General features: G+C 58.0%; 19 protein-coding genes. 14 read left to right on the top strand and 5 right to left on the bottom strand.

Features of this window, described 5'->3' with window-relative positions; translation table 11 throughout:
• Positions 1 to 25 precede the first annotated feature (25 nt).
• The 13 genes from blr to gstA all read left to right on the top strand — a co-directional run bounded on the left by blr (position 26) and on the right by gstA (position 11,934).
• Positions 26 to 163, top strand: coding sequence for a division septum protein Blr (gene blr, locus GT756_RS09535; RefSeq protein ID WP_012541534.1), 138 nt, complete (start codon positions 26 to 28; stop codon positions 161 to 163).
• Between the two features lie 115 nt (positions 164 to 278).
• The gene (locus GT756_RS09530) at positions 279 to 1,649 is read left to right on the top strand and encodes a GH1 family beta-glucosidase (RefSeq protein WP_060655927.1); all 1,371 of its coding nucleotides are present in this window, start codon (positions 279 to 281) and stop codon (positions 1,647 to 1,649) included.
• Between the two features lie 215 nt (positions 1,650 to 1,864).
• A complete protein-coding gene (ydgT, locus tag GT756_RS09525; protein WP_004202843.1) occupies positions 1,865 to 2,080 on the top strand; it encodes a transcription modulator YdgT in 216 nt (71 codons plus the stop codon).
• A gap of 75 nt (positions 2,081 to 2,155) precedes the next feature.
• Complete coding sequence (locus GT756_RS09520) at positions 2,156 to 2,596, top strand: DUF2569 domain-containing protein (protein WP_004202845.1); 441 nt, start codon at positions 2,156 to 2,158, stop codon at positions 2,594 to 2,596.
• Positions 2,597 to 2,674: 78 nt separating this feature from the next.
• Positions 2,675 to 3,256 (top strand): electron transport complex subunit RsxA, encoded by a 582-nt coding sequence (gene rsxA, locus GT756_RS09515; RefSeq protein ID WP_002907658.1) that lies wholly within the window; start codon positions 2,675 to 2,677, stop codon positions 3,254 to 3,256.
• Positions 3,256 to 3,834, top strand: a complete 579-nt coding sequence (gene rsxB / locus GT756_RS09510; protein ID WP_004202846.1) for an electron transport complex subunit RsxB — start codon at positions 3,256 to 3,258, stop codon at positions 3,832 to 3,834. The genes rsxA and rsxB overlap by 1 nt, the downstream gene beginning before the upstream one ends.
• On the top strand, positions 3,827 to 6,088 hold the full coding sequence (rsxC, locus tag GT756_RS09505; protein WP_065877553.1) for an electron transport complex subunit RsxC: 2,262 nt from the start codon (positions 3,827 to 3,829) through the stop codon (positions 6,086 to 6,088). Before rsxB ends, rsxC begins: the two co-directional genes overlap by 8 nt.
• Positions 6,089 to 7,141, top strand: a complete 1,053-nt coding sequence (gene rsxD, locus GT756_RS09500; protein ID WP_049004654.1) for an electron transport complex subunit RsxD — start codon at positions 6,089 to 6,091, stop codon at positions 7,139 to 7,141.
• Positions 7,142 to 7,151: 10 nt separating this feature from the next.
• Positions 7,152 to 7,772 (top strand): electron transport complex subunit RsxG, encoded by a 621-nt coding sequence (rsxG, locus tag GT756_RS09495; RefSeq protein WP_064183401.1) that lies wholly within the window; start codon positions 7,152 to 7,154, stop codon positions 7,770 to 7,772.
• A 2-nt stretch (positions 7,773 to 7,774) separates the two neighbouring features.
• On the top strand, positions 7,775 to 8,473 hold the full coding sequence (locus GT756_RS09490) for an electron transport complex subunit E (RefSeq protein ID WP_017900824.1): 699 nt from the start codon (positions 7,775 to 7,777) through the stop codon (positions 8,471 to 8,473).
• 1 nt (position 8,474) lies between these two features.
• On the top strand, positions 8,475 to 9,110 hold the full coding sequence (gene nth / locus GT756_RS09485) for an endonuclease III (RefSeq protein WP_004202854.1): 636 nt from the start codon (positions 8,475 to 8,477) through the stop codon (positions 9,108 to 9,110).
• 602 nt (positions 9,111 to 9,712) lie between these two features.
• The gene (gene dtpA / locus GT756_RS09480) at positions 9,713 to 11,218 is read left to right on the top strand and encodes a dipeptide/tripeptide permease DtpA (protein ID WP_004202855.1); all 1,506 of its coding nucleotides are present in this window, start codon (positions 9,713 to 9,715) and stop codon (positions 11,216 to 11,218) included.
• Positions 11,219 to 11,328: 110 nt separating this feature from the next.
• The gene (gene gstA / locus GT756_RS09475; protein WP_004202856.1) at positions 11,329 to 11,934 is read left to right on the top strand and encodes a glutathione transferase GstA; all 606 of its coding nucleotides are present in this window, start codon (positions 11,329 to 11,331) and stop codon (positions 11,932 to 11,934) included.
• A gap of 42 nt (positions 11,935 to 11,976) precedes the next feature.
• Here the strand turns inward: gstA and pdxY are convergent, their stop codons facing one another.
• From pdxY to anmK, 5 genes are all read right to left on the bottom strand, one after another.
• Entirely contained in the window at positions 11,977 to 12,837 is an 861-nt protein-coding gene (gene pdxY, locus GT756_RS09470; protein ID WP_057215612.1) for a pyridoxal kinase PdxY, read from the bottom strand.
• Between the two features lie 61 nt (positions 12,838 to 12,898).
• Positions 12,899 to 14,173, bottom strand: coding sequence for a tyrosine--tRNA ligase (gene tyrS / locus GT756_RS09465; RefSeq protein WP_160124724.1), 1,275 nt, complete (start codon positions 14,171 to 14,173; stop codon positions 12,899 to 12,901).
• Between the two features lie 124 nt (positions 14,174 to 14,297).
• Positions 14,298 to 14,954, bottom strand: a complete 657-nt coding sequence (pdxH, locus tag GT756_RS09460; RefSeq protein WP_004202860.1) for a pyridoxamine 5'-phosphate oxidase — start codon at positions 14,952 to 14,954, stop codon at positions 14,298 to 14,300.
• A 57-nt stretch (positions 14,955 to 15,011) separates the two neighbouring features.
• Entirely contained in the window at positions 15,012 to 15,335 is a 324-nt protein-coding gene (gene mliC, locus GT756_RS09455; RefSeq protein ID WP_004202862.1) for a C-type lysozyme inhibitor, read from the bottom strand.
• Between the two features lie 92 nt (positions 15,336 to 15,427).
• Entirely contained in the window at positions 15,428 to 16,552 is a 1,125-nt protein-coding gene (gene anmK / locus GT756_RS09450) for an anhydro-N-acetylmuramic acid kinase (protein ID WP_004202863.1), read from the bottom strand.
• Between the two features lie 268 nt (positions 16,553 to 16,820).
• Between anmK and slyB the strand changes: the two genes are divergently transcribed.
• Entirely contained in the window at positions 16,821 to 17,288 is a 468-nt protein-coding gene (gene slyB / locus GT756_RS09445; RefSeq protein ID WP_002907749.1) for an outer membrane lipoprotein SlyB, read from the top strand.
• Positions 17,289 to 17,391 lie beyond the last annotated feature (103 nt).

Raw genomic sequence — 17,391 nt, 5'->3', positions numbered from 1 at the left:
TGTGTTCAAAGGATATTGAAGTGTTATGACGACTGTTTTTACTCGTATTGTAGAACTTATTGGCTGGATTGTTTTTGGGATTTCCGCACTGCTTTTGGTTATCGCGCACCATATTGATAACTACCAGTCGCCACCGCCAGCGGATGTGGTGCAGACAAAGTAGCGCCGCCGTGAAACAGTGACCCGCTTCGCAACTGTGCAACCGGTTTCAGAAACCGGTTGCACAGTTATCCTTGCTTTGATTACACTCCCTCTATCATCAGACTGGGAGCTTTTTCATGGCCGCTTTTCCGCAACATTTTTTATGGGGTGCCGCTACCGCAGCGTATCAGGTTGAAGGTGGGCACGACGCTGACGGTAAAGGACCGTCAATCTGGGATATCTACTCTCACCTGCCGGGAACCACCTTTGAAGGGACCACCGGCGATATCGCCGTCGATCACTATCACCGTTTTCGCGAAGACGTGGCATTGATGGCCGAGATGGGCCTGCAGAGCTATCGCTTTTCCATCTCCTGGCCGCGCCTGCTGCCCACCGGGCGCGGCGAGATTAATGAAGCAGGCGTGCAGTTTTATAGCGATCTGATCGATGAACTGCTGGCGCATAATATTGAGCCGATGATTACCCTCTATCACTGGGACCTGCCGCAGGCCCTGCAGGATGAGGGTGGCTGGGAAGCACGCAGCACCGCCGAAGCCTTCGCCGAGTACGCCCGCCTGTGCTACGCCCGCTTTGGTTCGCGGGTGAAGCTGTGGGCTACCTTTAACGAGACCATCGTCTTTATCGGCCACGGCTACATTAACGGCCTGCATCCGCCGGCCGTTCGCGATCCGGCGCGCGCCATCCAGGCCTGTCATCACGTGTTTATCGCCCATGCGCTGGCGGTGAAGGCGTTTCGCGAGATGGCCGTGGCGGGCGAGATTGGTTTCGTCAATGTGCTGCAGCCGCATACCCCGCTCACCGACAGCGAGGCGGACAGGCAGGCTACCGACCTGGCTGACGCCATCCATACCCACTGGCTGTACGATCCGGTGCTAAAAGGCACCTATCCTGCTGCCCTGCTGGCGCAGACTCAAGCCCTGTGGGGAGTACCGCGCTTTGCTCCAGGCGACGACGCGCTGCTGCGAGACAACCGCTGTGACTTTATCGGTCTGAATTACTATCGTCGGGAAACGGTATCCGCCCAGCCGCCCGAAATCCCCACCGGCGGCGAGCCTGGCGTGGAGGGGTTATTCTATTTCGTGCGTAATCCGCAGAGCACTTATACCGAATGGGGCTGGGAGATCTGGCCGCAGGGGCTAACCGACGGCATTATGATGATCAAGGCGCGCTATGGCGATATCCCGATCTATATCACCGAGAATGGCCTGGGAGCGAAAGACCCGATTATTGCCGGTGAGGTGGTCGACGATCCGCGAATCGACTACCTGAGCAGCCATATTGGCGCTCTGGAAAAGGCGCTGGCGCAGGGAGCTGACGTTCGCGGCTATTATCCCTGGTCGTTTATCGATCTGCTTAGCTGGCTCAACGGATATCAAAAGCAATATGGCTTTGTCTATGTGGACCACCAGCAAAATCTGGCACGGAAACGAAAGAAGAGTTTTTATTGGTACAAATCTGTTATTGCCAGTCGCGGCGAACAGCGTTAATCTTCTCCTGCGGGCGCCATTCGGCGCCCGGTCTGATTTAGAATATTCTTAAACATCTCCCTGCTCTTCAAGGCTGGCTTTGCCCCTTGTCATGGGTTTATATAACCTGAAACATTCCACGCGGCCCCGGCAGAAGGCGCCGTTGGTTGAGAGTAGGTTTAGTGAATGCTGATAATATTCAACGTAATTATTCCGATTATAAAATGGATACGAAAATGACCGTTCTGGACTATTTATTAAAATTCCGCAAAATCAGTTCGCTGGAAAGTCTTGAAAAACTATTTGATCACCTTAACTACTCCCTGACTGACACCGAAGAGATCGTTAATATGTATCGCGCCGCCGATCACCGCCGGGCAGAGCTGGTTTCCGGCGGTAAATTGTTCGATGTGGGCCAGGTGCCTAAATCCGTTTGGCGATTCGTGCAGTAAGACTGTCATCCTTCACGCCAGTTGCTTATACTTCCCGGCCTGCTTTTATATACTGGCGTTAAATAGGGGAGAACCATGACGTCTCAATCTGCGGAACGCATCGGCGGATGGCTGCTGGCACCGCTGGCCTGGTTGCTGGTGGCGCTGCTGAGCGCCTCGTTATCGCTGCTGTTTTTTGCCAATGCCCTCATGTCGCCGCAAACCTGGGCCCTGCTGCGCGCCATGAGCACCGGACACATGGCGCTGTGGGTCGCCTCGTTGCTGTTTGCCCTCGCCATGTGGTTTTATACGCTCTGGCTGACCATCGCCTTTTTCAAGCGGCGCTCGCTGGTGCCGAAACACTATATTATCTGGCTGCTCATTACGCTGCTGCTGGCGATAAAGGCGTTTGCCTTCTCCCCCGTTTCGGATGTCCTTGCACTGCGTCAGCTACTGTTTCCGCTGCTGGCCGCCGCGCTGCTGGCGCCCTATTTTCGCCGTTCACAGCGGGTAAAACGGACCTTTGTTAATCCGTAATAACCCCACACTTAACCTGTTGTCGCCGGTATCGTTTTATTCGATAATAAGCGGCTTTTTTTCGTTTCAGGTCGCATGATGGCTGATTATTTACTGCTCTTTATCGGTACTGTCCTTGTCAATAACTTCGTTTTGGTGAAGTTCCTTGGCCTGTGTCCGTTTATGGGGGTTTCCAAAAAGCTGGAAACCGCAATGGGGATGGGGCTCGCCACCACCTTCGTGATGACCCTGGCCTCTATTTGCGCCTGGCTGATTGATACCTGGATCCTTATCCCGCTAAATCTGGTTTATTTACGTACCCTGGCCTTTATTCTGGTTATCGCCGTGGTGGTCCAGTTCACTGAGATGGTGGTGCGTAAAACCAGCCCGGCGCTCTATCGCCTGCTGGGCATCTTTTTGCCCCTTATCACCACCAACTGCGCGGTGCTCGGGGTGGCGCTGCTGAACATCAACCTGGGCCACAATTTCCTGCAGTCGGCGCTGTACGGCTTTGCCGCCGCCGTCGGCTTCTCGCTGGTGATGGTGCTGTTCGCGGCGATCCGCGAACGTCTGGTGGTGGCCGATGTCCCCGCGCCGTTCCGCGGTAATGCCATCGCGCTGATTACCGCCGGTTTAATGTCTCTGGCCTTTATGGGCTTTAGTGGTTTGGTGAAGTTGTAATGAGCGCAGTCTGGATAGCCGTGATCGCCATCAGCCTGTTAGGGCTGATTTTCGGCTTAATACTGGGGTATGCGTCGCGCCGTTTCGCGGTGCAGGACGACCCGGTGGTGGAAAAAATTGATGAACTGTTACCGCAGAGCCAATGTGGGCAGTGCGGCTACCCTGGCTGCCGCCCCTATGCGGAAGCGGTGGGCGTGCAGGGTGAGAAAATTAATCGCTGCGCGCCGGGTGGCGAAGCGGTGATGTTAAAAATCGCCGCCTTGCTCAACGTCGACCCGCAGCCTGTCGACGGCGACGAGCAGGCAGCCGAGCCGGCCCGCATGCTCGCCGTGATTGACGAGCCGAACTGCATCGGCTGTACCAAATGTATTCAGGCGTGTCCCGTGGATGCCATTGTCGGGGCGACCCGCGCCATGCATACCGTGATGAGCGACCTGTGCACCGGCTGCAACCTGTGCGTTGCCCCCTGCCCGACCCAGTGCATTTCACTCGTTCCGGTGGCGACCACCCCGGAGACCTGGAAATGGGATCTGCACACGATCCCGGTGCGAAATATTCCTGTGGAACAACATGTTTAAGCTATTTTCCGCTTTCCGAAAAGACAAAGTCTGGGATTTTAACGGCGGTATTCACCCGCCGGAGATGAAAACCCAGTCAAACGGCACCCCGCTGCGCCAGGTTTCCCTGCCGCAGCGCTTTGTGATCCCGCTGAAGCAGCACATCGGCGCCGAAGGCGAACTGTGCGTCAAAGTAGGCGACCGGGTGCTGCGCGGCCAGCCGCTAACCCGCGGTTGGGGAAGAATGCTGCCGGTTCACGCCCCCACCTCCGGCACCGTTGCCGCTATCGCCCCGCACACCACCGCCCATCCATCCGCGCTGGCGGAGATGAGCGTGATCATTGACGCCGACGGCGAAGACCGCTGGATCGAACGCGACGGCTGGAGCGACTACCAGACCCGCACACGTGAAGCGCTGATTGAGCGCATCCACCAGTTTGGCGTTGCCGGCCTCGGCGGCGCCGGCTTCCCCACCGGCAGTAAACTGCGCGGCGGCGGCGATAAAATTAAAACGCTGATCATTAACGCCGCCGAGTGCGAACCCTATATCACGGCGGACGACCGCCTGATGCAGGACTGCGCGGCGCAGATTGTCGAAGGGATCCGCATCCTCGCCCACATTCTGCAGCCTGACGAGGTGCTGATCGGCATTGAAGACAATAAGCCGCAGGCCATCTCCATGCTGCGGGCTGTACTCTGCGACGCCCATGGCATTTCGCTGCGCGTGATTCCCACCAAATACCCCTCCGGTGGCGCCAAGCAGCTCACCCAGATTCTCACCGGGAAACAGGTGCCGCACGGCGGTCGTTCTTCGGACATTGGCGTGCTAATGCAGAACGTCGGTACAGCCTACGCGGTGAAACGCGCGGTAATTGACGGCGAACCGTTAACCGAGCGCGTGGTCACCCTCACCGGCGAGGCGGTAACCCGGCCGGGCAATGTCTGGGCGCGCCTTGGCACGCCGGTGCGCCATCTGTTGAACGACGCCGGATTCTGCGCCAGCGCTGAGCCGATGGTGATCATGGGCGGCCCGCTGATGGGCTTTACTCTGCCGGGGCTCGACGTCCCGGTAGTGAAGATCACCAACTGTCTCTTAGCGCCCTCCGCCAGCGAAATGGGCGAGCCGCAGGAAGAAAAAGGCTGCATTCGCTGTAGCGCCTGCGCCGACGCCTGCCCGGCCGATCTGCTGCCGCAGCAGCTGTACTGGTTCAGCAAAGGCCAGCAGCACGATAAAGCCACCGCTCACAATCTGGCGGACTGCATCGAATGCGGCGCGTGCGCGTGGGTATGCCCAAGCAATATTCCGCTGGTGCAGTACTTCCGCCAGGAGAAAGCCGAGATCGCGGCGATTCGTCTGGAAGAGCAGCGCGCTGCGGAAGCCAAGGCGCGATTCGAGGCCCGACAGGCGCGCCTGGAGCGTGAGAAAGCGGCCCGCGCCGAGCGGCATAAAAAAGCCGCCGTCCAGCCAGCCGCCAAAGATCAGGATGCGATTAACGCCGCCCTGGCCCGGGTACGTGATAAACAGCGCGACGCCGCGCAGCCTATCGTGATTCAGGCCGGCGCCAGACCGGACAACAGCGAGGCGATTGCCGCCCGCGAAGCGCGGAAGGCCGAAGCCCGGGCGCGTAAAGCGCAGCAGCAGGCCGCGCCGGCAGAATCCCCGTCGACCGACGCAGCCGATCCCCGCAAAGCGGCGGTGGAAGCCGCTATCGCCCGCGCCAAAGCGCGCAAAGCCGAACAGCAGGCCGCGCCGGCGGAAGCCCCGGCGGCCGAGCCGGTCGACCCGCGCAAGGCGGCGGTGGAAGCCGCTATCGCCCGCGCCAAAGCGCGCAAAGCCGAACAGCAGGCCGCGCCGGCGGAAACCCCGGCGGCCGAGCCGGTCGACCCGCGCAAGGCGGCGGTGGAAGCCGCTATCGCCCGCGCCAAAGCGCGCAAAGCCGAACAGCAGGCCACGCCGGCGGAAACCCCGCCAGCCAAGCCGGTCGACCCGCGCAAGGCCGCGGTGGAAGCCGCTATCGCCCGCGCCAAAGCGCGCAAAGCTGAACAGCAGGCCGCGCCGGCGGAAGCCCCGCCAGCCGAGCCGGTCGACCCGCGCAAGGCCGCGGTGGAGGCCGCTATCGCCCGCGCCAAAGCGCGCAAAGCCGAACAGCAGGCTGCCCAGGCGGATATTGCGTCAACCGCAGCCAATGACGACCCACGCAAAGCGGCCGTCGCCGCGGCGATCGCTCGCGTTCAGGCGCGCAAAGCAACACAGCAGGCAGTTAACGAGGAATAAATGGTTTTCAGAATCGCAAGCTCCCCCTATACCCATAACCAGCGGCAGACCTCGCGCATTATGCTGCTGGTGCTGCTCGCCGCCGTGCCTGGTATTGTGATCCAGACGTGGTTTTTCGGCTGGGGCACCGTCCTGCAGATTGTCCTCGCCGCCCTGACGGCCTGGGCAACGGAAGCCGCTATTCTCAAACTGCGCAAACAGCCTGTTGCGGCCACCCTGAGGGATAACTCCGCCCTGCTCACCGGCCTGCTGCTGGCGGTGAGTATTCCGCCGCTGGCCCCCTGGTGGATGGTGGTGCTCGGCACCGCCTTTGCCGTAGTGATCGCCAAGCAGTTGTACGGTGGACTCGGCCATAACCCTTTCAACCCGGCGATGATCGGCTATGTCGTGCTGCTGATTTCGTTCCCAGTGCAGATGACCTCCTGGCTGCCTTCTTACGAGATTGCCGCCCATATCCCGACGTTCAGCGATACGCTGCAGATGATCTTCACCGGTCATACCGCCGTCGGAGACGACATGGCCACCCTGCGGCTGGGTATCGACGGCATCAGTCAGGCCACCCCGCTGGATACTTTCAAAACCTCCCTGCATTCCGGGCATAGCGTCCAGCAGGTACTGCAGTTGCCGGTTTACGGCGGCGTTCTGGCGGGGCTGGGCTGGCAGTGGGTGAATATCGCCTGGCTGGCGGGCGGTCTGTTCCTGCTGTGGCAGAAGGCGATCCGCTGGCATATACCGGTCAGCTTCCTCGTCAGCCTTGGCCTGTGCGCAACCCTCGGCTGGATCTTCTCGCCGCAGAGTCTGGCCTCGCCGCAGATGCATTTATTCTCCGGGGCCACCATGCTTGGCGCCTTCTTTATTCTGACCGACCCGGTGACGGCCTCGACAACCAACCGCGGACGTCTGATCTTCGGCGCCCTCGCCGGCCTGCTGGTGTGGCTTATTCGCAGCTTCGGCGGTTACCCGGACGGTGTGGCGTTTGCCGTTCTGCTGGCGAATATTACCGTGCCGCTGATCGATTACTACACGCGCCCGCGCGTGTATGGCCACCGTTGAGAGAACGATGATGTTAAAAACGATGCGAAAACACGGCGTCACGCTGGCGCTTTTTGCCGCCGGCTCCACCGGGCTAACGGCGGCGATCAATGAGCTGACCAAAAGCACCATCGACCAGCAGGCGGCCCTGCAGCAGAAAGCGTTATTCGACCAGGTTTTACCTGCCGACCGCTATAATAACGATCTGCTCAAGAGCTGCTATCTGGTCAGCGCCCCGGCGCTGGGCAAAGGCCAGCATAAAGTGTGGATTGCCAAAAATAACGGTCAGCCGATTGGCGCGGTCATGGAAGCCACCGCGCCGGACGGCTATTCCGGAGCGATCCAGCTGCTGGTGGCCGCCGATTTTAGCGGCACGGTCCTCGGCACCCGCGTGACCGAGCATCATGAGACCCCGGGTCTGGGGGATAAAATCGAGCTTCGCCTGTCGGACTGGATCACCCATTTTGCCGGGAAAGTCATCCACGGTCAGGGCGACAGCCATTGGGCGGTCAAAAAAGACGGCGGCGATTTTGACCAGTTCACCGGCGCCACCATCACCCCCCGGGCGGTGGTCAATGCCGTTAAGCGCGCAGGCCTGTATGCACAAACGCTGCCTGCGCAACTTCCTGAATTCAGCGCCTGTGGAGAGTAACCATGAGCGAAGTTAAAGACGTCATCGTCCAGGGTCTGTGGAAAAACAACTCCGCTCTGGTTCAGCTGTTAGGGATGTGTCCCCTGCTGGCAGTCACCTCGACCGCCACCAACGCCCTTGGGCTGGGTCTGGCGACCACCCTGGTGCTGACCCTGACCAACCTGACCATCTCCAGCCTGCGCCGCTGGACCCCGGCGGAGATCCGCATCCCGATCTACGTGATGATCATCGCCTCGGTAGTGAGCGTGGTGCAGATGCTGATCAACGCCTATGCGTTCGGTCTGTATCAGTCGCTGGGGATATTTATCCCGCTTATCGTCACCAACTGCATCGTGGTGGGCCGCGCCGAAGCCTTTGCCGCCAAAAAAGGGCCGGCGCTGTCGGCGCTGGACGGTTTCTCTATCGGTATGGGGGCCACCTGCGCGATGTTCGTGCTGGGCTCCCTGCGCGAAATCCTCGGCAATGGCACGCTGTTTGACGGCGCCGACAGCCTGCTTGGCAGCTGGGCAAAGGTGCTGCGCATCGAGGTTTTCCATACGGACACCCCTTTCCTGCTGGCTATGCTGCCGCCAGGCGCCTTTATTGGCCTCGGCATGATGCTGGCGGTAAAATACCTTATCGATGAACGTAGCAAGCAGCGGAAGGCGCAGGCGGCCCGGGCCGACGCTGTCGCCCCGTCTGACGCGACAGGGAAAGCGTAACATGAACAAAGCCAAACGCCTGGCGATCCTGACCAGGCTGCGGGACAATGATCCCCACCCCACCACCGAGCTGCACTTCAGCTCGCCGTTTGAGCTGCTGATTGCCGTCCTGCTCTCGGCGCAGGCAACCGACGTGAGCGTCAATAAAGCGACAGCCAAACTCTACCCGGTGGCCAACACGCCCGCGGCGATGCTGGCGCTGGGAGTGGAGGGCGTGAAATCCTATATCAAGACCATCGGCCTGTTTAACAGCAAAGCGGAAAACGTCATCAAAACCTGCCGTATCCTGCTGGAGCAGCACAACGGCGAGGTACCAGAGGACAGAGCGGCGCTGGAGGCATTGCCCGGCGTGGGCCGCAAAACCGCCAACGTGGTGCTGAATACCGCCTTTGGCTGGCCGACGATCGCCGTGGATACCCATATCTTCCGTGTTTGCAACCGGACGCAATTCGCTCCCGGGAAAAACGTCGAACAGGTTGAAGAGAAGCTTCTGAAGGTCGTTCCCGCCGAGTTTAAGGTCGACTGCCATCACTGGCTTATTCTGCACGGCCGTTACACCTGTATCGCTCGCAAGCCGCGCTGCGGCTCTTGCCTGATTGAAGACCTTTGCGAATTCAAAGAAAAAGTCTACGCCTGAGCGCCTTTCTCACGACCATAGCCTCACTCTGGGTTATGGTCCGTATTTAGCTATTTAACCCGCCGTTAACACCGCATAAACTGCATTTTGCTGGGCAATTATCCGGTTATATAACAAACAACTAGCTCATTCATTTTTTATCAACGCAAAATTTCTATACATTTGTGATCCAGATCATGCTCGCAACTCAATGTTGAACGAATGTTATAAAAATGGAAATTAAAGTCAGGTAATACAACGGCTGAGCAAAGATTGCCAGGATAATAGCCCATGAATTTTTAGGATAATGGACCATATCACTACCTCACTGCGCGATCAGCAGAATATATCGCCATTTTGAAGAAAAGCGGGCAATCAAAAAGATAAAAATATCAACGATAACGTAACGGTGAAATTTAACTCTGGATAACATTCATATGTCCGGAGCATTATGCCACCCTGATTATGTGTAACAGATTATTACAAAAGCCTTGCCTGATGCGCCAGGATAGTGAACATTACCTGCCGTTTTCCCTCCAAGAATAACTATAAAGGCGGCGGTCCAACGAGATTGCGCCCCGAACACCCCCCAGTAAATATGGGATGTAAAAAAAGAGGTATATGTGTCTACTGCAAACAATAAACCAGCAGAAAGCGTGAGTCTGAACGCTTTCAAACAACCACGCGCGTTCTATCTCATTTTCTCGATCGAGTTGTGGGAGCGTTTTGGTTACTACGGCCTGCAAGGGATCATGGCCGTTTACCTGGTAAAACAGCTGGGTATGTCGGAAGCGGATTCCATTACTCTGTTCTCCTCCTTTAGCGCGCTGGTTTATGGCCTGGTCGCCATTGGCGGCTGGCTGGGCGATAAAGTGCTGGGTACCAAACGCGTCATTATGCTGGGCGCTATCGTGTTGGCCATCGGCTATGCGCTGGTCGCCTGGTCTGGCCATGACGCCGCTATCGTCTATATGGGTATGGCGACAATCGCCGTCGGTAACGGCCTGTTTAAAGCCAACCCGTCTTCCCTGCTCTCTACCTGCTATGACAAAAACGACCCGCGTCTGGACGGTGCATTTACCATGTACTACATGTCCATTAATATCGGTTCGTTCTTCTCGATGCTGGCAACTCCGTGGCTGGCCGCGCGTTTCGGCTGGAGCGTCGCCTTCGCCCTGAGCGTGGTGGGGATGGTGATCACCATCATCAACTTCGCCTTCTGCCAGAAATGGGTGAAACAGTACGGTTCGAAACCGGACTTTGCCCCGGTGCATATGGGTAAACTGCTGGCGACCATCGCTGGCGTGGTGGTGCTGGTCGCTATCGCGACCTGGCTGCTGCACAACCAGGGTATCGCACGCATGGCGCTGGGCGTCATCGCGCTGGGTATCGTGGTGATTTTCGCCAAAGAAGCGATGGGCCTGAAAGGTGCCGCGCGTCGGAAAATGATCGTCGCCTTCCTGCTGATGGTAGAAGCGATCGTCTTCTTCGTACTGTACAGCCAGATGCCGACCTCTCTGAACTTCTTCGCTATCCGCAACGTGGAGCACTCGATCCTCGGCATCGCCTTCGAGCCGGAACAGTATCAGGCGCTGAACCCGTTCTGGATCATGATTGGTAGCCCTATTCTGGCCGCCATCTATAACAAGATGGGCGACCGCCTGCCGATGCCGCACAAGTTCGCTATCGGTATGGTGCTGTGCTCCGGCGCGTTCCTCGTCCTGCCTTTAGGGGCGAAGTTCGCCAGCGACGCTGGTATCGTCTCGGTTAACTGGCTGATCCTGAGCTATGCGCTGCAGTCTATCGGTGAGCTGATGATTTCCGGCCTCGGCCTGGCGATGGTCGCTCAGCTGGTTCCTCAGCGTCTGATGGGCTTCATTATGGGCAGCTGGTTCCTCACCACCGCCGGTGCGGCAATCATCGCCGGGAAAATCGCCAACCTGATGGCGGTACCGGAAAACGTCACCGATCCGCTGGTGTCGCTGGAAGTGTACGGTCATGTGTTCCTGCAGATCGGTATCGTCACCGCGGTCATCGCCGCCCTGATGCTGCTGACCGCGCCGAAGCTGAACCGAATGACTCAGGACGACAGCGCGGACGTAAAAGCACGCGAAACCGCGGCAGCCTGACGCCGCAGGGAAAACCAATTATTTTTAAGCCGCTAACGTTAGGTTAGCGGCTTTTTTTTTACCCCTGGCGGGACTAACATACAGAAAACTGCAGCCACGAGGAGTAACGCATGAAACTGTTCTACAAACCCGGCGCCTGTTCCCTCGCCTCACACATCGCCCTGCGCGAAAGCGGCCTGGATTTCACTTTGCAGAGCGTGGATCTGGCAAGGAAACAGCTGGAAAACGGGGAAGATTATCTGCTGATCAACCCGAAAGGTCAGGTGCCGGCGCTGCTGCTGGATGATGACATCCTGCTCACCGAGGGCGTGGCTATTATGCAGTACATCGCCGATCAGGTGCCGGACCGCCATCTGCTGGCGCCCGTGGGCTCCGTTGCCCGTTACCAGACCCTGGAATGGCTGAACTACGTGGCTACCGAACTGCATAAAGGCTTTACGCCGCTGTTCCGCCCGGACACCCCGGAAGACTATAAGCCCGTTGCCCGCGCGTTGCTCGAGAAGAAACTGCAGTACGTCGATGCCTCGCTGGCGGATAAACAGTGGCTGACCGGCCATCGCTTCACCATTGCCGATGGTTATCTGTTCACGGTGCTGCGCTGGGGCTATGCGATTAAACTGGATATGGCCGCCTGCGGTCATATCGGCAGCTGGATGGCGCAGGTGGCGGCGCGTCCGGCAGTGGCTGACGCACTGGCGGCGGAAGGCTTAAAGTAAGACCAGACTCTGCCCGGCGGTCTGCCGGGCAGAGTCAGAAAGTTACAGCCGGGTAGCGCTGAAGCAGTGCTCCGGCACGGCAATACGATCCTGCGCCGCCACCACCTGCAGTTCATACTCCTGCATGTTTTTGGTGGTCAACATGATCTCGTACACCGCGGCGGTGACGTGCTCAAGCGCGTCGCGCAGGCTGGCGCCCTGCAGCAGTTTCACCAACAGCAGACCGCTGGTCACATCGCCAACGCCCACCGGCTGACGCAGGCCAAAATCCACCAGCGGCCGGCTGATATGCCAGGCTTCCTCTGCGGTCACCAGCAACATCTCAAAGCGGTCCATGCTCATGCCGGCGCGGGAAAGATGCTTAACCAGCACCACCTCCGGCCCCTGGGCAATCAGCTCCCGCGCGGCGGCCACCGCCTCGCTCACGCTGGCGACCGGATGACCGCAGAGGATCTCCAGCTCCACCAGATTAGGCGCAATGATATCGCTGGCCGGCAGCGCATAGCGCACGTGGAATTCCGCCACGCCCGGGGCGACGATGCAGCCCTTCTCCGGATGGCCCATCACCGGGTCACAAAAATACTTCGCCGCCGGATTGGCCGCTTTTACCTGACGCACGATGCCCAGGATATGCTCGCCCTGTTCAGCAGATCCGAGATAGCCGCTCAGTACCGCATCGCAGGTCTGTAGCTTGTCGATGTCGGCGATGCCCTGGACGATCTCCGTCAGGTGCGAAGGCGGCATCACACAGCCGGTCCATTTGCCGTACTGCGTATGGTTAGAGAACTGTACAGTATTGAGGGGCCAGACATTGGCGCCCAGGCGGCGCATCGGGAACTCGGCGGCACTGTTGCCGGCGTGGCCAAACACTACGTGAGACTGAATGGCGAGGATGTTCTTCATTTTCTTACCACAACCCTAAAAAGAAAAAGGGCGTGGTTTCCCACGCCCTGGTAGTATTTTTTTATTTCCAGCAGACCAGGCAGTAATTCTTCTTACCGCGGCGCAGCAAGGTGTAGCGACCAAACAGGCGATCGCTGTCAGCAAAAACATATTCCGGATCGGCCTGTTTTTCACCGTTGATGGTCACCGCGTTAGAGGCGACGGTTTTACGCGCCTGGCCGCGGGACGGCTGCAGCTCGGAATCCACCAGCGCCTGCAGCAGATCGGCGTCTTTTTCCATCTCGATCATCGGCACGCCGTCCTGAGCCAGCTGTTCGAAGTCAGCTTCGCTGAGGTCGCTCAGGTTGCCGTTGAACAGGCTCTCGGTAATGCGTTTCGCCGCTTCCAGACCCTCTTCGCCATGCACCAGACGCGTCACCTGCTCTGCCAGCACGTACTGGGCGCGCGGCGCTTTACCGCTGTTTTTATCTTCTTCTTCCAGGGCATTGATCTCTGCAATGTCCATGAAGGTGAAGAACTTGAGGAAGCGATAGACGTCAGCATCCGCGGTGTTGATCCAGAACTGATAGAATTTATACGGACTGGTCTTTTTCGGATCCAGCCACACGGCGCCGCCCTCGGTTTTACCGAACTTGGTGCCGTCCGCTTTGGTAATCAGCGGCACGGTGAGGCCAAACACCTGGTTCTGGTGCAGACGACGGGTCAGATCGATACCGGAGGTAATGTTGCCCCACTGGTCGGAGCCGCCAATCTGCAGCGCCACGCCATGCAGTTTGTTCAGACAGGCGAAGTCGTAACCCTGCAGCAGATTGTAGGAGAACTCGGTAAAGGAGATGCCCTGATCGTCACGATTCAGGCGCTGCTTCACCGCTTCTTTATTGATCATCTGGTTAACAGAGAAGTGTTTACCGATATCGCGGAGGAAGGTCAGCACGTTCATGCTGCCAAACCAGTCATAGTTGTTCGCCGCGATCGCCGAGTTGTCGCCGCAGTCAAAATCAAGGAACGGGGCTACCTGTTTGCGGATTTTATCCACCCACTCCTGCACGGTATCCTCGGTATTCAGCTTACGCTCAGCGGCTTTAAAGCTTGGGTCGCCAATCAGACCGGTAGCGCCGCCCACCAGCGCCACAGGTTTATGACCTGCCTGCTGGAAGCGTTTCAGGCATAACAATGGAACAAGATGCCCCAAATGCAAGCTGTCAGCGGTAGGATCGAAGCCGCAATAGAGCGCGATCGGGCCTTGCGCCAGTCGCTCTGCTAACGCTTCCTCGTCCGTCACCTGGGCTACCAGCCCCCGCTCTTGCAATTGTTTAATCAAGTTACTGCTTGCCATCAAATTCTCCATGTATAAACGACTGCACCTCTGCCGGTACACGACTTTTCGCCAGATGCGAAAAGTACATAGAATAAAGCGCCGGCCCTTTCAGCGCCAGCGCTTCGATAACTAATTTCGGCAATTACGGTGCCAGGCGGTCTATTTTCCAGGCGCCGTTATCGCGCTGGTATAAAAAGCGATCGTGCAGGCGATGTTCGCCCCCCTGCCAGAACTCCATCTGCTCAATGCTGACGCGGAATCCGCCCCAGAAACTCGGCAGCGGTACTTCACCCTGCTGGAATTTCTGCTTCAGCTCGAGGAATTTGCTCTCCAGGATACCCCGAGCAGAGATCCGACTCGACTGCTTCGAGACCCAGGCGCCGATCTGGCTGTCGCGCGGGCGACTGTGGAAATATTTGACCACCTCCAGCGTGGACAGGCGTTCCGCTTTGCCGATCACCATCACCTGGCGCTCCAGCATATGCCACGGAAACAGCAGACTGACCTGCGGGTTATTTTCAATCTGATGGGCTTTGCGGCTGCCAAGGTTGGTATAAAACACCAGCCCTTTTTCGTCGTAATGCTTTAGCAGCACAATACGCTGATAAGGTTGGCCGCTTTCATCAACGGTGGCAACCACCATGGCCGTCGGGTCGGCGAGTTTCGCGTCGCAGGCCTGACGCAGCCAGCGCTCAAACAGCGGCAGAGGTTCAGCTGGAAGATCGTGGCGACGCAAACCGCCACGGGTGTATTCACGGCGCAAGTGCGCGATTTGCTGGAGTTCGTCGTTATCAGACATGGCCATTGAGGATATAGTCATAAGGTGGCGTTATTGTGCGCCCCCCGGACAGAAATCTCAACGTTTGGCGGTCTGCAGCTGGCAGTTATCGAGAACGATGCGGTCGCGCTTATAGACGGTGGCGGTATCGCCTTTCGACCAGAAGACATAGACGCCGTCGGTGTAGCGCGCTCCGGAAGCCGACAGCCCCTCTGACAGATTCAGCTGCTGATTGTCATAAATAAAACTCACCTGCTGGCGTGAGTTATTGCGATGGACCGTCAACGGTTTCTGGTCGCATTGATACTCCAGCGTGTCCGTCTGCATCCGCTCGACAAACTGGTTGTAGTAGCTACAGCCCGCCAGCATAAAAGGTACAACTGCGATAAGAATTTTTTTCATTCGTTTGCCTTCGACTTTCCCGGTCACGGAGGGCACTCCGCCCTCCGCTTAACATGTCCAGTTTACCGGTCGCGTCGTATTTAAGATTTCAGTTAACTCCGATTCTGCGGCGGGTTAGCAGGGAAAATGGCGCCCAGCACCGTGGCTTCGCTGGCGCCAGTCACAGAGGGCAGATTCCCCGGCAGGCCAGCGATGGTGCGCCAGGCCAGCCAGGCAAAGGCCAGCGCTTCCATATCATCGCCGCTGATCCCCGCTTCATCGGTGGTGGAGACTTCGGTTCCCGGCAGCAGGGCCGCCAGGCGCGCCATTAACAATGGGTTACGCGCGCCGCCGCCGCACACTAACAAACGCTCGCAGCCGCCGCTTAACAATACCTGCTCACTGATGGTCACGGCGGTTAATTCCGCGAGGGTTGCCTGCACATCCTGTCCGCGCAGCCCCGGGTAACGAGCCAGATGCTGCTCCAGCCAGCCGTAATTGAAATATTCCCGACCGGTGCTTTTCGGCGCCGGCAAGGCAAACCACGGATCGCTCAGCATATCCTGCAGCAGCGGCAGGAGCACTTTGCCTTCACTGGCCCAGTGGGCGTCTTTATCGTAAGGTTTACCTTGCTTACGCCAGATCCAGGCGTCCAGCAACATATTGCCCGGCCCGGTATCATAGCCGCGCACCGGCTGGCCCGGCACCAGAAGCGACACATTAGCGATCCCGCCAATATTCAGCACCATCCGCCGCTCAACGGGGTGCGCCAGCAGCGCATGATGAAAAGCCGGCACCAGCGGCGCCCCCTGTCCGCCAAGCGCCATATCACGCCGACGGAAATCCCCCACCACAGTGACGCCGGTATGGGCGGCAATCTGGTTGTTGTCGCCAATTTGCAGCGTGTGCGGGGCATCGCCCTGCGGCTCGTGCCATACAGTCTGCCCATGACAGCCGATGGCGATGACGTCCGCGGGTTTGAGACTTTCCTGACGCATCAGCGCCAGCACGGCCTCGGCAAACAGCCTTCCGAGGCGGGTATCCAAACGCCCCAGCTGCGAGAGGGTCAGCGACTGGCCCTGACAAATCGCCAGGATCTCTTCTTTTATCGCGTGTGGGATGGGCCAGGTGAGACTGGCCTGCTGCGCCACCATGTTTTCGTTGATAGCGGCTAAAACGACATCAATACCATCAAGGCTGGTACCCGACATAACGCCAATAAAGCGACCCGATCTCATACGTTTTTCCTTCATTCCATGACCCTCGTATGCGTCTCACTCCATCATAAAGTGTCTGCTAATGCTATGTTGTAATAATACTTTTTAACAATAGAGAGACATTTCGGAGAACATCGTAAAGAACCGGCGTTTAGTTTAGGTTGAAGCACCATTAATTATTATTTTTTGTATATCCCGGGGGGAAGCTATGCCCGCCGACGACTAAATGCCATATAATTAACCGCATGGACGTTCAATTGAACACCTTCGGTGAACAGGAGATTCATAAATGATTTTACGTGTTTTGGCTGTATCGATGATTGGTTTTACGCTCGCGGGCTGTGTGAGCAGCAGCGGCCTGTCCGGCGACGTTTATTCCGCATCTGAAGCCAAACAGGTGCAGAGCGTGACATACGGTACCATCGTGCATACCCGCGCCGTACAGATCCAGAGCGGCGACGATAGCAATGCCATCGGGGCGATTGGCGGCGCGGTTCTGGGCGGCTTCCTCGGGAATACCATCGGCGGCGGCACCGGACGTTCTCTGGCCACTGCGGCTGGCGCGGTCGCGGGCGGCGTAGCCGGTCAGGGCGTACAGGGCGCCATGAATAAAACCCAGGGCGTGGAACTGGAAATTCGTAAAGATGATGGCAACACCATCATGGTGGTACAGAAACAGGGCAGCACCCCGTTCTCTGTTGGACAGCGCGTAGCCATTGCCGGCAGCGGCAGCCAGGTCACCGTCTCTCCTCGCTAACACCTGTCACGATGCGGCCAGTTGCGCCGCATCGTACTTATCACCCACATTTATCTCGCCGTAAAAGTTTTGTATTAGCGATAACACATATTAATTTTAATAT

It is taken from the genome of Klebsiella sp. Q2, assembly GCF_009900705.1.
GTDB classification, from domain to species: Bacteria; Pseudomonadota; Gammaproteobacteria; order Enterobacterales; family Enterobacteriaceae; genus Klebsiella; species Klebsiella quasipneumoniae.
Note: the sequence above shows the minus strand (reverse complement) of the source record. Positions and strands in the feature narration are given on the sequence as shown.

Excerpts from the sequence above, each read along its gene's own strand:
- blr (WP_012541534.1), top strand. The coding sequence starts at position 26 with ATGACGACTGTTTTTACTCGTATTGTAGAACTTATTGGCTGGATTGTT.
- GT756_RS09530 (WP_060655927.1), top strand. The coding sequence starts at position 279 with ATGGCCGCTTTTCCGCAACATTTTTTATGGGGTGCCGCTACCGCAGCG.
- ydgT (WP_004202843.1), top strand. The coding sequence starts at position 1,865 with ATGACCGTTCTGGACTATTTATTAAAATTCCGCAAAATCAGTTCGCTG.
- GT756_RS09520 (WP_004202845.1), top strand. The coding sequence starts at position 2,156 with ATGACGTCTCAATCTGCGGAACGCATCGGCGGATGGCTGCTGGCACCG.
- rsxA (WP_002907658.1), top strand. The coding sequence starts at position 2,675 with ATGGCTGATTATTTACTGCTCTTTATCGGTACTGTCCTTGTCAATAAC.
- rsxB (WP_004202846.1), top strand. The coding sequence starts at position 3,256 with ATGAGCGCAGTCTGGATAGCCGTGATCGCCATCAGCCTGTTAGGGCTG.
- rsxC (WP_065877553.1), top strand. The coding sequence starts at position 3,827 with ATGTTTAAGCTATTTTCCGCTTTCCGAAAAGACAAAGTCTGGGATTTT.
- rsxD (WP_049004654.1), top strand. The coding sequence starts at position 6,089 with ATGGTTTTCAGAATCGCAAGCTCCCCCTATACCCATAACCAGCGGCAG.
- rsxG (WP_064183401.1), top strand. The coding sequence starts at position 7,152 with ATGTTAAAAACGATGCGAAAACACGGCGTCACGCTGGCGCTTTTTGCC.
- GT756_RS09490 (WP_017900824.1), top strand. The coding sequence starts at position 7,775 with ATGAGCGAAGTTAAAGACGTCATCGTCCAGGGTCTGTGGAAAAACAAC.
- nth (WP_004202854.1), top strand. The coding sequence starts at position 8,475 with ATGAACAAAGCCAAACGCCTGGCGATCCTGACCAGGCTGCGGGACAAT.
- gstA (WP_004202856.1), top strand. The coding sequence starts at position 11,329 with ATGAAACTGTTCTACAAACCCGGCGCCTGTTCCCTCGCCTCACACATC.
- pdxY (WP_057215612.1), bottom strand. The coding sequence starts at position 12,837 with ATGAAGAACATCCTCGCCATTCAGTCTCACGTAGTGTTTGGCCACGCC.
- tyrS (WP_160124724.1), bottom strand. The coding sequence starts at position 14,173 with ATGGCAAGCAGTAACTTGATTAAACAATTGCAAGAGCGGGGGCTGGTA.
- pdxH (WP_004202860.1), bottom strand. The coding sequence starts at position 14,954 with ATGTCTGATAACGACGAACTCCAGCAAATCGCGCACTTGCGCCGTGAA.
- mliC (WP_004202862.1), bottom strand. The coding sequence starts at position 15,335 with ATGAAAAAAATTCTTATCGCAGTTGTACCTTTTATGCTGGCGGGCTGT.
- anmK (WP_004202863.1), bottom strand. The coding sequence starts at position 16,552 with ATGAGATCGGGTCGCTTTATTGGCGTTATGTCGGGTACCAGCCTTGAT.
- slyB (WP_002907749.1), top strand. The coding sequence starts at position 16,821 with ATGATTTTACGTGTTTTGGCTGTATCGATGATTGGTTTTACGCTCGCG.